The organism is Fenollaria massiliensis (assembly GCF_023347705.1).
Taxonomy (GTDB): Bacteria; Bacillota; Clostridia; order Tissierellales; family Peptoniphilaceae; genus Fenollaria; species Fenollaria massiliensis.
In genome coordinates, this window is sequence record NZ_CP096649.1 from 1,119,793 (window position 1) to 1,133,556 (window position 13,764).

General features: G+C 34.2%; 15 protein-coding genes. 2 read left to right on the forward strand and 13 right to left on the reverse strand.

Annotated elements, in window-relative coordinates:
* Positions 1-113 precede the first annotated feature (113 nt).
* From M1R53_RS05550 to M1R53_RS05565, 4 genes are read right to left on the reverse strand one after another with little or no spacing between them, the layout of a single operon-like run.
* Entirely contained in the window at positions 114-1,142 is a 1,029-nt protein-coding gene (locus M1R53_RS05550; protein WP_249242288.1) for a zinc-binding metallopeptidase family protein, read from the reverse strand.
* Positions 1,126-1,344 (reverse strand): heavy-metal-associated domain-containing protein, encoded by a 219-nt coding sequence (locus M1R53_RS05555; protein WP_106018647.1) that lies wholly within the window; start codon positions 1,342-1,344, stop codon positions 1,126-1,128. Before M1R53_RS05555 ends, M1R53_RS05550 begins: the two co-directional genes overlap by 17 nt.
* Positions 1,344-2,231: a fructose bisphosphate aldolase gene (locus tag M1R53_RS05560; RefSeq protein WP_249242289.1), complete on the reverse strand. Its 888-nt coding sequence runs from the start codon at positions 2,229-2,231 to the stop codon at positions 1,344-1,346. The genes M1R53_RS05555 and M1R53_RS05560 overlap by 1 nt, the downstream gene beginning before the upstream one ends.
* A 23-nt stretch (positions 2,232-2,254) precedes the next feature.
* Positions 2,255-4,402 (reverse strand): heavy metal translocating P-type ATPase, encoded by a 2,148-nt coding sequence (locus M1R53_RS05565; RefSeq protein ID WP_249242290.1) that lies wholly within the window; start codon positions 4,400-4,402, stop codon positions 2,255-2,257.
* Between the two features lie 64 nt (positions 4,403-4,466).
* Here M1R53_RS05565 and M1R53_RS05570 point away from each other — a divergent pair, with 64 nt between their 5' ends.
* Entirely contained in the window at positions 4,467-4,973 is a 507-nt protein-coding gene (locus M1R53_RS05570) for a nitroreductase family protein (RefSeq protein WP_249242291.1), read from the forward strand.
* Positions 4,973-5,521 (forward strand): phosphodiesterase, encoded by a 549-nt coding sequence (yfcE, locus tag M1R53_RS05575; protein ID WP_249242292.1) that lies wholly within the window; start codon positions 4,973-4,975, stop codon positions 5,519-5,521. The genes M1R53_RS05570 and yfcE overlap by 1 nt, the downstream gene beginning before the upstream one ends.
* 25 nt (positions 5,522-5,546) lie before the next feature.
* Here yfcE and M1R53_RS05580 read toward each other — a convergent pair whose 3' ends face one another.
* The 9 genes from M1R53_RS05580 to M1R53_RS05620 form a co-directional block, all read right to left on the reverse strand.
* Positions 5,547-5,930 carry a hypothetical protein gene (locus M1R53_RS05580; protein WP_249242293.1) on the reverse strand — a complete coding sequence of 128 codons (384 nt, stop codon included), beginning with the start codon at positions 5,928-5,930 and terminating at the stop codon, positions 5,547-5,549.
* A complete protein-coding gene (locus tag M1R53_RS05585; protein ID WP_249242294.1) occupies positions 5,931-6,659 on the reverse strand; it encodes a YdjY domain-containing protein in 729 nt (242 codons plus the stop codon). It abuts the gene before it with no gap.
* A gap of 189 nt (positions 6,660-6,848) precedes the next feature.
* Positions 6,849-7,454, reverse strand: a complete 606-nt coding sequence (locus M1R53_RS05590; protein ID WP_249242295.1) for a hypothetical protein — start codon at positions 7,452-7,454, stop codon at positions 6,849-6,851.
* An 8-nt stretch (positions 7,455-7,462) separates the two neighbouring features.
* Positions 7,463-7,681: a YtxH domain-containing protein gene (locus M1R53_RS05595; protein WP_019213851.1), complete on the reverse strand. Its 219-nt coding sequence runs from the start codon at positions 7,679-7,681 to the stop codon at positions 7,463-7,465.
* Between the two features lie 8 nt (positions 7,682-7,689).
* On the reverse strand, positions 7,690-8,139 hold the full coding sequence (locus tag M1R53_RS05600) for a YtxH domain-containing protein (protein ID WP_249242296.1): 450 nt from the start codon (positions 8,137-8,139) through the stop codon (positions 7,690-7,692).
* Between the two features lie 102 nt (positions 8,140-8,241).
* Positions 8,242-10,266, reverse strand: a complete 2,025-nt coding sequence (locus M1R53_RS05605; protein WP_249242297.1) for an ABC transporter ATP-binding protein — start codon at positions 10,264-10,266, stop codon at positions 8,242-8,244.
* Positions 10,266-12,026, reverse strand: coding sequence for an ABC transporter ATP-binding protein (locus M1R53_RS05610; protein ID WP_249242298.1), 1,761 nt, complete (start codon positions 12,024-12,026; stop codon positions 10,266-10,268). Before M1R53_RS05610 ends, M1R53_RS05605 begins: the two co-directional genes overlap by 1 nt.
* Before the next feature lie 119 nt (positions 12,027-12,145).
* Positions 12,146-12,946, reverse strand: a complete 801-nt coding sequence (locus tag M1R53_RS05615) for a histidinol-phosphatase HisJ family protein (protein ID WP_249242299.1) — start codon at positions 12,944-12,946, stop codon at positions 12,146-12,148.
* A gap of 9 nt (positions 12,947-12,955) precedes the next feature.
* Entirely contained in the window at positions 12,956-13,759 is an 804-nt protein-coding gene (locus tag M1R53_RS05620) for an NAD(+)/NADH kinase (protein ID WP_070600329.1), read from the reverse strand.
* Positions 13,760-13,764 lie beyond the last annotated feature (5 nt).

Sequence of the window (13,764 nt, forward strand, 5' to 3'; positions counted from 1 at the left end):
TAATTACTATAGGGACTCCGATTAAATTCGGAGTCTTTTTTTGTATGAAAATTCTTGTCTAAACGCATAAAAAAGACGGGCACACTCACCCGTCTTCTTACGTTTATAATTTTTTATTTTTCTAAGTAAGCTTTTAATAATTTTTCAGTATTGTCAATCGCTTTTATATTTGTTCTTTCGATATGATGTGATGCATCTGTGCCAACGCCTATACAAGCGAAGTTTAGATTAAGTCCAGCGACTGCACCTAGTGAACCGTCTGAGCCATATCTTTGATGAACATCTATAACGTAATCGATTTTATTTTTTATTGCTAAATCTTCAAGCCTATCTCTAAAATCGATTGGATAAGGTGTTCTTGAATCTTTTGCAACAATTGTTACCTTGTCTTCAGCTGAATTATTTTCATAACTAACTATACCTATATCAAGAGCAAGTACTTCGTATGCATGCTCTGGCACATAGCTTATGCCGTGTCCAAGCTCTTCAAAGTTTGTGAAATAAAACATTGTATCGCATGCTAGCTCAATATTTTTCTTAAGAACTTCCTCCATCACATAGATCATGATAGCAGCGTGTATCTTGTTATCGATGAAGCGTGATACCAAAAAGTTTTCTGTCACTCTTGTGCGCGGCTCAAAAGCAACGAAGTCTCCAACATTAACGCCGCTCGCTAAAGTTTCTTCCTTTGAAGAACTTTCAATATCAAATCTTATTTCAGTCGAGTGCCTTTCTCTTGGAAGAGTCTTTTCTCTTTCATCCTCCATAGTGTGAACGCTAGCCTTGTTAGGTAAAACTGTTCCAGTAACTACGCCCTTCTTAGTATAAGTTCTAACTAGTTCTCCCTCAAGCGATGCATACATAAATCCGCCAATATTTTCAAATTCCGCCCTGCCGTTGTCCTTTACTTTTGAAACGATTCCGCCAAGTGTATCAACGTGAGCAGTTACTATTCTAAGCTTAGATGAATCTTTTCCCTTCAATATAGCATAAAGAGCATTCTTATTTGTTTTTTCTAAGCTCAATTTTCCCTTAAAATGCTCTTCTATATAAGTATTCACCATCTGACACATGCCCGATGGTGAATCTATTTTTAATAATTTTTCTGCTATATCGAGAATTCTTTTATTCGACTCCTTCATAGTCTTCTACTTCGTATCCAAGGTCTTCGATAGCTTTTTTAGCCTTTGCTAAATCAAATTCTTCTTTGCTTTCAATATCAACGTGGCCTGATGCAAAATTTGCTGTTACTACATCAATCTCATCAAATTTTTCTAAAGCTTTTTCAATAGCTTCGCTACATCCTTCACATTTCATTCCGTGTACTTTTAAAATTCTTTTCATTACTTAATCGACTCCTTATAAATTGAATTTATGGATTCTTCCATATGTTTATTAAATTCTTCATCTGTCATGCTAGCTTTTGCTCCTTCAGTTAGTGCTCTTGAGAAGGATGCAACTACTCTGTGGTTTCTGCCAAGTCTTTCGTTAGACTCTTCTCTTGTGTATCCGCCTGAAAGTGCAACTATCCTTAGAACGTTTTCATAATCATATAATGGTAAGTATAGATTATCTTCTTCAGGTAGTGTTAGCTTTAACATGATGAAGTCATCTTTAGCTAATTTTTCTATATTTTCTTTTAATTCGTTTAATAATATTTTTTCGATTTCGCCCTTATATTCAGCGTGTATGTCAACTTCTGGTTCTATGATAGGAACAAAGCCTTTTGCGATGATTTTCTTAGCATAATCAAATTGTTGTTTTACTACTTCTTTTATGCCTACGCAGTCAAATTCTTTTATAACTGATCTCATCTTAGTACCAAAGATGCCTCTTTCTTTTGCTCTTTCAAGAAGCGAGTCAAGCTTAGTCATCTCTTTCATAAGCTGAACGCCATTGTCAAGATCTGCTAGACCTTGGTCAACCTTAACGAACGGAAGTATTTCTAATTTGTTCCATAGATAATCAGCTGTCTTCATCCCATCGATCTCTCTATCGATAGTTTGTTCAAAAAGTATTGCTCCAAGTATATGGTCCTTGTTAAAGCTTGGTGCCTTGATGATTCTTGTTCTCATTTCATGAACAAGCTTAAACATTTCATCTTCTGATGAATACTTGTCCTCATCAATACCATATAGTCTCAAAGCCTTTGGTGTTGATCCACCGCTTTGGTCTAAGGCAGCTATGAAACCCTTTCTGTTTCTAGCGATGTCTAGTTTTTTACTATCCATAAATTTCCTCCTCAATTATATTTCTATTTGTATCTTAATCTTAATGAGTTAGTTACTACGCATACTGATGAAAACGCCATCGCAGTTCCTGCAAGCATCGGTGTTAGTAGACCTAGTATGGCAAATGGTATGCCAACCACATTATAAAAGAAGGCCCAGAATAAATTTTCTTTGATAATTTTCATGGCTGCTCGTGAAAGCTCAAGTGCTCTTTGAACGCCGCCGATGGAGTTATTCAAAAGACTTATATCGCTCGCTTCTAAAGCAACATCTGTGCCTGAAGCGATTGAATAACCAACATCTGAGCTTGCTAAGCTTGGTGCGTCATTGACGCCATCGCCAACCATGGCAAGTTTTGCACACGATTTTTTAATCTCTTCAATTGCTTTTAATTTATCTTCTGGAAGAAGTTCTGCTCTAAACTCATCTATGCCAAGTTTTTGAGCTACGTTCTTAGCTACAATATCATTATCCCCTGTAAGCATATAAGTTTTTATGCCCATGGACTTAATTTTAGCAATGGCTTCTTTACTGTCACTTCTTAAACTATCTTCAATCGCAAAATAGCTTACAGCTTTTCCATCTATTGCCATGACTATGACAGTAGCGCCCTCGTTCAAAAGTTCTTTCATCAAAGCTTTGTCATAATTTATGCCAAGCTCATCAAAATATCTTTCGTTTGATAAAATTATTTCTTTGTCATCAAGTTTTGCACGAACGCCCTTTGAGTGTATCGCTTCAAATTCATCAGCTTCAAGATATTCTATGCCCTTATCTTTAGCAAATGATGATATCGCCTCGCTTATTAGGTGCTCTGATTGATTTTCAGCGCTATAAGCATATCTTAAAATATCTTTATCGCTAATATTTGAAGTATTGATAAATTTTGTAAGAGATAATTTCCCCTCAGTTAATGTACCAGTCTTGTCAAAACAAACTGCATCAACTTTTGCATTTGCTTCCAAAACTTCGCCTGACTTGATTAGTACGCCCCCTTGAGCCGCTCTACCTGTCGCAACCATGATTGCTGTAGGTGTTGCAAGACCCAAGCTACATGGGCAAGCGATAACCAAAACGCTTATCGCATTAATGATCCCTGTGTTAGCGTCCTTAAATATAGTATAAATCAAAAATGTCAAAAATGCAATAGCCATTACCGACGGAACAAAGATGTTGGCAATCTTGTCTGCCATCCTTTGTACCGGCGCTTTCGAGCTAGCCGCGTCGTCAACCATCCTTATGATATTGGCAAGCGTTGTATCTTCGCCAACTTTAGTGACCTTAAACTTAAAAGTGCTTGGTCCATTGACAGTTGATCCTATAACTGCGTCGCCAATCGTTTTATTCACAGGAAGACTCTCACCAGTTATCATCGCTTCGTTGATTGACGCTTCTCCTTCAGTGATTACACCATCTGAGGCAAGTCTTTCGCCCGGTCTAACTAAGACTATGTCATCTATCTCAAGCTCATCTATGCTAATGGTTTTTTCTTCTCCCTCTCTAATTACAGTCACTTCGTCAACTTTTAAACTTTGTAATTTATCAACAGCTTCATTAGTCTTGGCTTTTGCCTTTGCTTCCATAAGTTTACCTAATAAAACTAAGGTAATAATTACTGCTGATGATTCAAAATATAAATGAGGATTATCTATAAACATATTGTAAATGCTATATAGATACGCAGCTGTCGTTCCCATAGAAACAAGTACGTCCATATTAAAAGTTTTGCTTCTTAATGAACTTATTGCGCCTTTATAAAATCTGTGCCCACCAAAAATTTGAACAAGCGTTGCAAAAGCAAATTGCCATCTGGCATCTGCGTAAAACACTTGTATATGTGCCATGTGTAAAAACATTACTGAAAATAATGGCAGTGCAAAAATTAATGAGATTAAAAAATCGCGTTTAAGTGTTTTTATCTCTTTTTCTCTAAGCTCTCTCTCCTTTTCTATATCGCGGCTTTCTTGATAGTAGCCAGTAAAGCCCGCTCTTGAGATGACAGCCAAAATATCGTCACGAGAAATTACATTTTCGTCATAAATAACTCTTGCTCTATTTGACGATAAATTTACATTGGCTCTTGATACGCCATCTTGCCTTGATAAAACTTTTTCAAGCCTTGCTGAACAAGCAGCACAGCTCATTCCTTGAATTAAAAAATTGTCTTTCATATAATCACCATAATTATTATACCCAATTTTGTGGTATAATAATTATATGAAAGGACGTGATGATATGGACGCAATAGAAATGCTATTGACAAGAAGAATTATAAGAAAATATAAAACTGATGAAGTGCCAAAAGATTTGCTTGAAAAGATAATCGAGTGCGCAAAGGCTTCGCCAACAGGAATGAATAAACAAGAAAGACTTTTTACTGTTGTGACTAAAGATGAAGATATACAAAGACTAGCAAGTGCCATCGCAAAGTCACTTGATAGAGATGATTATCATATATATTATGCAAAGGCCTTGATCATAGTGACTGTGCCTGAAGATTTAAAATTAGGCGACGCAGACACATCAACTGCTATGCAAAATATTTACTTAGCATCTCACGCGCTTGGACTTGCTTCTGTTTGGATCAATCAATTAAGAGGCAATAAGGACGAAGGCGTAAGAGAAGTTTTGTCTTCATTTAAAATACCAGAAAATCACATTTCTTATGGTATGATGGCTATAGGCTACGCTGATGAAGTTCCTAAGGCAAAAGAAAGAACAGAAAAGGTAGTTTATCTATAATGAGAAAAAAAATTGGTTTTATTAGCGACACACATGGCGGCATAGAGGAGACGCTTAGAGCACTTGAGGTGCTTAAAGACTGTGAAATTATATATCACTTAGGCGACGTTTTATATCACGGACCAAGAAATGCTCTTCCAAGTGATTACAATCCAAAGGATTTAGCAGCGTATTTAAAGAAATGTGATAATATTATTTACGTGCGTGGCAATTGTGACAGCGACGTCGATCAGATGGTTACCGATAAAGATCTCACACAAAAAGCTCGTATTACAGATATCAATGGACTTAAGACGCTTCTTATTCATGGCTACGAAGAAACAGAATTTTCTAGAATAGAATACGCCAAAGAATCTGGCATCAAGATGATAGTTACTGGTCACACACATATAAAAGTTTTAGACGTAAAAGACGGAATAATCTTATTAAATCCTGGCTCAACAACTATACCAAAAGATGGCAAAGCATCTGTTGCCATGATGGACGACAAAAAAATTATGCTCATAGATATTTATACTGGAGAAATATTAAAAGAATTAAAATACTAGATCAAAAAAGAAGTCTACGTTTAAATTACGCAGACTTCTTTTTCTTTATTAAAAATTTTAGAAAAACCATTAAATTAATTACTATAAAAATTATTATTATAATATTTTTAAATAGCTCTATGTTCATATCTATATGCATCGCATCTCTTAGTTCGTACATAGTTCTCATAAACTTGCCCAAAAATAAAATTAATGCTATAGATATAAATTCTATAATTAAAAAGACTTTTTCATTTGCTCTGTCCATAAATAGTGAAGCTATAGCCGCAAGTGCGATAAAAGCGTAGTATATATGCCTTGAATGCACCCTCATATCTAGCCAAAGGCTTAAACTAATAAGACTTGAAAAAATCGATGCGGCTAAAATCCCCACTACAATTGCAAGGAGTAAATTAAAGAATTTTTTCAACTATTTTACTGTGTATGTGATTGCTACTGGAGTTCCATCTTCTGGTGCTTTGTCAGCATCTACAGAAAAAGAAACTTCTTTTGTTTCTTCGATAGCACCTAGAGGGTATTCACCGTTACTTGTGATACCTACAAAGCAAGAGTCAAGACAAGAGATACAGCCAGTGTTGTATTCCTTTGATGGATCAATATTTCCAGAAAATCTCATGTCGATAGCTTTTCCGTTAGAATCTTTAACTACATCATCAATGCCTACTGAACCTTCTTGTCCAGCCCAACATAAACTTATTTCAAGCTTAGAACCTTCTGATTTAGTAGTTGATGCGTTATCAGCTGTCATGTTATTACCAGCTTCTGCACCAACTTCTACTAAAGCGTTGTAAAAGTCTGTTGGTGATACGTATGATGAGAAGATTGATTTGTCGCTTAATTTACCATCTTTACAGATAACTAAGTGTCTTGTAGCTTCTGTTTCAAATTTTCCGTTGTACTTAGTGTAGATTGTTACGCTCTTAGCATCTTTATCCACCTTTAGTGGATTTTCTTCTGTAACGCCATTTAATGTTGCAGCATCTTTATCATCTGTTTTTTCTTCTGTATCAGTTGTTTCAGTTGATTCAGCTGTCTTAGTTTCTTCTTTATTATCTGTTGTTGTGTCTGTCTTATGACCACAAGCAACTAATAATAATGAAACCATCAATAGCATTGCTAAAAATTTAATTTTTTTCATTTCTTTTTCTCTCCTTTTATATAGGCTTTCTAAAATTAACACATATATTATTATAACACTAATACATGTAATTTATTATTGAAATGTTTTATAATTTTTTATGCTTTTTTATAAAATTATCAATATTAAATTAGATCTTGCTAATAATGCACATAAAAAAAGGACTCTTATGAGTCCTTCTAATATTTATTAGTTTCTTTTAAAAATGTCCATTACCTTAGATATAACATTTTCAGCAAAGCTTTTTGATTTCATCTTCTTGTCGTAGATGGAATCTTTTACATTGCCAAGTATTCCGTTGACAGCTGAATAAGCGTTATTAGCTGTGTTTGAAACTTGCGATGTGATTCTATTAACAGTACTAATCGCGCTATCAGTAATACCCATAGCTGTATTTGTTAATCTGGAAACATCTGATGTAACACCGTTTATGTTGTTCATGATGCCAGCGATATTTGGTCTTACGTCATTAACTAATCTACTTACATCATTAGTAACGCTCTTGATGTTTGGTCCAAGATCTCTAACAAGATCCTTTGTTTCAAGTGTTATATCTTTTATATCTGGTCTTATGTCATCAACAAGTCCATTGACATTACTAGTAATGCCGTTTACATTGTTCATCACTTCAGGAAGTTTAGCTACTGTTTGTCCGATGTTAAGTCTATTTTCTTCCATCATGTTCTTCATAGTGCTAATTGATGAAGCAATTTTAATGAATAGATAAGCTAATGAACCTAGTGCTGCTATGCCAAAAACTATCAGCACACATTTTAATATATACATTGCGTCCATTATATCACCTATTTCACAATATTCTTAAATGCGTTTTCTACATCCTCTTTAATTTCTTTAGCTTTGTCTACTGCTTCATCTTTTACATTTTCAGCAGCATCTTTAGCTTCGTCAATCTTTTTTTCAGCTTCGTTCTTTAGTTCGTCAGCCTTTTTAGCCGCTTCGTTCTTTAATTCTTCAGCTTTTTTAGCTGCTTCATCTTTAATTTTGTCAAAATCTATGCCCATATTATCACCTATTTCTTAGCCTTTTCTACTTCTTTTTCTACGTCCTTTTTAACGTCATTAGCTTTCTTTTCTACTTCTTTCTTAGCATCGATAGCCTTATCTTCAGCTTTGTCTTTTAGTTCTTTTGCTTTGTCTTCAGCTTCTTCTTTAAGTTCTTCAGCTCTTTGAGCAGCTTCTTCCTTAAATTCTTTAGCTTTTTCTAAAGCACTTTGGCCTAGTTCTTTTGCTCTTTGAGTTGCATTTGCGATACCATCTCTCATATCACAATATGTTTCTTTGCTCTTTTTAGCGATCATCTCTCTAGTTTCTTCACCGCTTCTTGGTGCAAATAAATAACTAGCTACAGCACCTGCTGCTAATCCTAATAAAGTACCCATGGCAATGTTGCCTGCGTTTTTCATTCTTTCTTTTCTTTCTTCTTCTCTTGCTTTTGCTGATATGAAATCAAATAATCCCATAATATCACTCCTTTTTAATATTTTGCCATTATTTATATACCCAATAATATTAAAAGATAAACAAAAAGAGAAACCAATAAAAAATTAGCTTCTCTAAAATTTTTACTTATTATATTGTAGTCTATATAAATCGTAATAAAGCCCCTTCTTGTCAAGTAGCTCTTGATGTGTACCCTCTTCTCTGATTGTGCCGTTCTTGATGACGATTATCTTGTCAACGTGCTGTATTGTTGAGAGTCTATGCGCTATAGCGATGCATGTTCTTCCTTTGATTAGTTTTTTAACCGCATCTTGAATTAATAGCTCTGTCTCTGTATCGATGTTGGCTGTTGCCTCATCAAGCACAAGTATCTTTGGTTCATAAACCAAGGTTCTCGCAAAACTTAAAAGCTGTCTTTGACCTGACGATATTGTCGACGCTCTCTCCATAACTGGCTCGTCGTATTTACCAGGAAGTTTTTGTATAAATGAATCAGCGTTTACATATTTTGAAATTTTAATAATTTCTTCGTCAGATATATCTTTATTGAGCTTGATATTGTCTCTGATAGTTCCTGAGAACAAGAAAACATCTTGTAAAACGACTCCAATGTTCTTTCTTAAATCTTCTTTTCTTACGCCCTTTATGTTTATGCCATCGATTAATATCTCGCCCTCATCTATATCATAAAATCTTGTTAATAATGATATGATGGACGTTTTGCCTGAACCAGTTGGCCCAACAAAAGCAACTGATTCGCCTTTTTTGATCTTAAATGAAATATTTTTAAGAACTGGCTCGCCTTTAATGTAACTAAAACTAACATTTTTAAACTCAATCTCGCCTTGAACATTATCAAATGGCACTGGATTTTCAGGATTTTTAATCTCGCTCTCATCATCAAGTATTGCGAAAACTCTTTCAGCTGAAACCATTGCCGATTGAGTGATATTATATTTTTCAGTTAAGTCCATGATAGGCATAAAGAATTTCTTTAAGTAGTCAATAAATAAATATAACATACCAAAATACATTGTCTCGTTCAAAACTTCTTTTGCGCCGAAGTATATAAGGCTTGCTATGGCTATGTTTCTGATGATATCTATCGCCGGTCTATATATTGAAAATATCTTGACCCTTCTAAGCATAGTGTCTCTGTAGTCAGCGTTTGCTTCATCAAACTCTCTATTTATTTTATTTTCTTTACCAAAAATATGGATTAGTCTCATACCAGAAATATTCTCACTTAGTTTTGAATTGATTAGTGATAATTTTTTTCTAGATAAGGCAAGTATCTTTCTAATTTTTCCTCTAAAATATATTGATATTGCAAATATAAATGGCAGCGTGATAAAACTTAGTATACTTAGTTTTAAATCCATCGACATCATAAAGACCATGATGCCCGCAAGCATGAATATATCTTTAAAAAGAGTTATCATAACATCTGTATACATCTCCGCCACAGCTTCGATGTCATTGGTTAGTCTTGTTGTCAATCTGCCGATTGCGTTTCTATCGAAAAAGCTTAAGGACCTTGACAAAACATGATCAAATACTTCTGTTCTCATGCTATATATCATTTTTTGCGATGCTATGGTGATTGACATCGTTTGCAAATAATCAAGAACAAAAGTTAATATCACTGCTAATAAAAATATTAAGCTTAATTTGTTAATAGCTTTGAAGTCTTTATCTCTATAAGCCTTAAACTCAGCGCTTGATACTTCATATATTGCTTTTTTATTCTCATCGCCTGATTTGTAAATATAAGCTCCGTCAGCATCTTGTCTTAGATGAAAAGCTTCTTTGTTTTCATATTTAGCTTTTTCTTCTTTGTTTAAATCTGTCTCTCTAATGAAATAATGAAAATCATTTGACATATTTTCTTTAGTATTTTCAATCTTGATAGTTTTTTCAGTCGCCTCGGGGTACTCATACATCTTAATTTTTTCGATCTGTATGTGCTCATCGATGGCAACTTTGATTAAATATGGGCTTACTAGAGCCAAACCGGTTAGCGCAACTATCATCAAGAATGTTATTACTAACTGAAATGTATATGGCTTTGCGTATGAGAGCATCCTTCTAAAGGTGTGTTTGGAATTTTTGCCTTGATAAGCGATATCGTCTATGTTTCTTTCCATTATTCATCACCTCTATTTATCTTTTGTTCAAGTAATTGATCTTCGTATAATTTTTCATATCTGCCGCCAAGTTTAACTAGCTCATCGTGTGTGCCTCTCTCAACTATGGCTCCATCTTCAATAAATAGTATTTCATCAGCATTTTGTATAGTTGAAACCCTATGTGAAATGATAATTTTTGATACATGTCCTTCGTCTTGGCTTAAATTTTTTAATATTTTTTCTTCAGTTTGTGTATCAACTGCAGATAAAGAGTCGTCCATGATTAAAACATTCTTTTCTTTTGCCAAGGCTCTCGCAATAGAAACCCTTTGTTTTTGGCCACCAGATAAAGTTACTCCTCTTTCGCCTAAGATAGTGTCGAAACCATCTTTAAAGTCAATGACATCGTCGTAAACGCCAGCTATCTTTGCATATTTCTCAATCATTGCCATATCAAGCTCTTCTTCGTAGTGAAACTCAATATTTTCCTTAACAGTTTTTGAGAATAAAAAGTCATCTTGAGGCACATAAGAAATATTTTCCCTTAAAGAATTAAGCGTAAGGTCCTTAATATTGTGACCATCAACAAGAATTTCTCCCTGATCAAGATCATATAGCCTTAGTAAAACGTTCACAATACTTGACTTACCGCTACCAGTTCTTCCGAGTATGGCAAGTGTTTTTCCCGGCTCAATCTTAAAGCTTATATCTTTAAGTGCATAAGGAAGATCTTTAGCGTATTTGAATGAAACATTTTTAAATTCAATCTCGCCTTTGATATTATCAAGTTCAATAGCATCAGCTCTATCAACTATTTCTGGCTGAGTTTTGAAAATATTTGTAAGTCTGTCCATGGATGCAGCGCCCTTTTGCATGAAAACTATAACCATGCCAAGAGCTCTAGCTGGCCACATCATTAGTCCTAGATAAGCGTTAAAAGCAATAAATTCGCCTAAAAGCATAGTGCCCGCCATAACTTCTTTTGCTCCGAAGAACAATAAGAAAAGATAGCTTAAATTGCTTAAAACTTGTATAAATGGGTTGAAAAAGCTTTGTAATTTGGCTAGTTCAATGTTTTTGTCATAATACTTTTGATTTTCTTCTCTAAATAATTTTTCATTCTCTTCTTCTTGTCCAAAGGCTTTAATAATTCTAATTCCAGAAAAATTTTCTTGAGCTCTATCAGTTATCTTACCATATTGGGCTTGAACTGCTTTGAAGTATGAGTGAATGACTCCGCCAAATCTTGTTACTAATAATATAATTAATGGTATTGTGAATAAAACTTTTGATGCAAACAAAACATTTGTAGTCACTATCATCATAATAAGGTTTAGTATAAGTAAAAAAGTTGAGTCGATAAACATGATGATACCTTGACCAAGAGTCATCCTAACAGCGTTTATATCGTTTGTCGCAAGACTCATTAGGTCTCCTGTTTTGTGCGTATTAAAAAAATTTTGAGAAAGACTGGTTAATTTCCAAAAAAAATCTTTTCTCAAATCATAGTCAACTCTCATTGAGTTACCAATAATGAAATTTCTCCAAAAATATCTCGCTACAGCAACCATCAGTCCTGTTACTATGGTTAATATGGCATACTTAGTCGCCGAGGCCATAGTCAAAACTCCCCTTTGATAGTCGTTTGCGAAGTACTTTAGTATTTGAGGTATGTACAGCTGAACAACGTCGATGAACAGTAGGAAGAATATTCCTAATATGTAACCCCACTTGTACTTTTTGAAATATTTTAAAAGAGGTTTTAGTGATTTAAACATAGTGCGCCCCCTTTGCAAATGTTTTTTCATAAATATTTTAAATATTTCGTATCCCTAAATATATTATATCACTCCTTGATTTTTTGTCAAGGAGTGATATCAATTTTATTTTATCAATTTTACAAATGTATTGGATAAGGTCTTCTCTTCTTATATATATACAAATATTTAAAACCTTTTTCTTTTAGATACTTTTCCGCATCTTTTATACCATAAGCAAGATCTTCTTTATAATGAGCATCTGAGCCAACTGTGATCAGCTCTCCTCCCAATGATTTATACATATCAAGTATATCATCTTGTGGATGAAAGCTCTTCATATTAAAGCGAAGCGCAGCAGTATTTATCTCCAAGGCTTTTTCCTTGTCAATAATTACCTTTAATATCTCATAAACAATTTCCTTAGCTGCATCTGTAAACTTATATTCAATGTCATTGTATTTGTAGTACCTGTCTATGAAATCTATGTGAGCAAGTGAGTCGAAGCTATCAAAATTTTTCAAAACCTCTAGCATCTCTGTGTAGTAGCGTACTTGACCAGCTTCATAATCTTTATCAAAGCTCTTTTCCCTGGAGAAAATTCTCTCGCCATCTATGCTGTGAATTGAACATAAAATGAAATCAAATGGATTTTTGCTTAATTCATTATACTTATCAATCAAGCCAAGCTGAAGGCCAAACTCAACTCCTTTTAAAACTTCTATCTCATTTATGTATGTGTATTTTAATTTATTTATCTCTTTAATATAGTCCTCAATATTAAAAAGAACGTTTTTACTTTTATCTTGGTCAAGCGATAGGTCTATGTGATCAGTAAAGCAAATCGCTTTCATACCCATCTTTATAGCCTCTTTGACCATGTCCTCCGGCGGAACCTTGCAGTCAACTGAAAAATTTGAATGCAAATGAAAATCGTACATCTATGCCTCCTATAAAAATTTATCTTTTAAATTATTCCAATAATTATTCTTTGAAAATACTATTCTATATATTTTCTTATAGCTCATATCTATCTCAATAGTCTTAACATCTTTGAAAATGACTTCTTCACCATCGTTAAGAAGTACAATCTCGCCTTCATATCTCTTCTTTGGCTCAAGCCTAACTATAAAATTTGGTGGTATGACTAATGAGTTTTGTAGTGATCTAAAAGCCTTCGAGTTTATCGGCGCAAGTGGCGTCATTTGAAGACACTCAAGCTTCGGATGCACTACGCTTCCACGAACTGAGTAGTTATATGCAGTGCTACCAGCTGGCGTTGATACAATAAGTCCATCCCCAAAAAATCTTTCTAAATGATCAGAATTTATAAATACATCAAGCTCAACTGCCTTTGAATAATTTGCCTTGACAACCATTTCATTAACAGAAAATAATCTTTCTGAGCCGCCTTCATAAGTAACGTTTGTCTCGATTAAGTGTAATGACTCTTGCTTAAAATCTCCTGCGATATAGCTTTCTACAAATTTATCGACATCGTCAATTGAAAGCTCTTGAAAAAAACCTAAGTGGCCAGTATTAAAGCCAAGAAAAGGCACTTCAGGAAAATCATTTTGATGAACATTTCTTAAAAAAGAGCCGTCTCCCCCTATTACGATAGAGAGTTCAGCATCTTTATTAAAATCTCTTGAACAAATAAAATTATTCGCATGAAGTTTATCTTCAAGCTCTAATAATATTTTTTTGCTAAGTTCATCGTCTTTTGCAAGTATATTTATAATTCTCTCACTCATTTCGT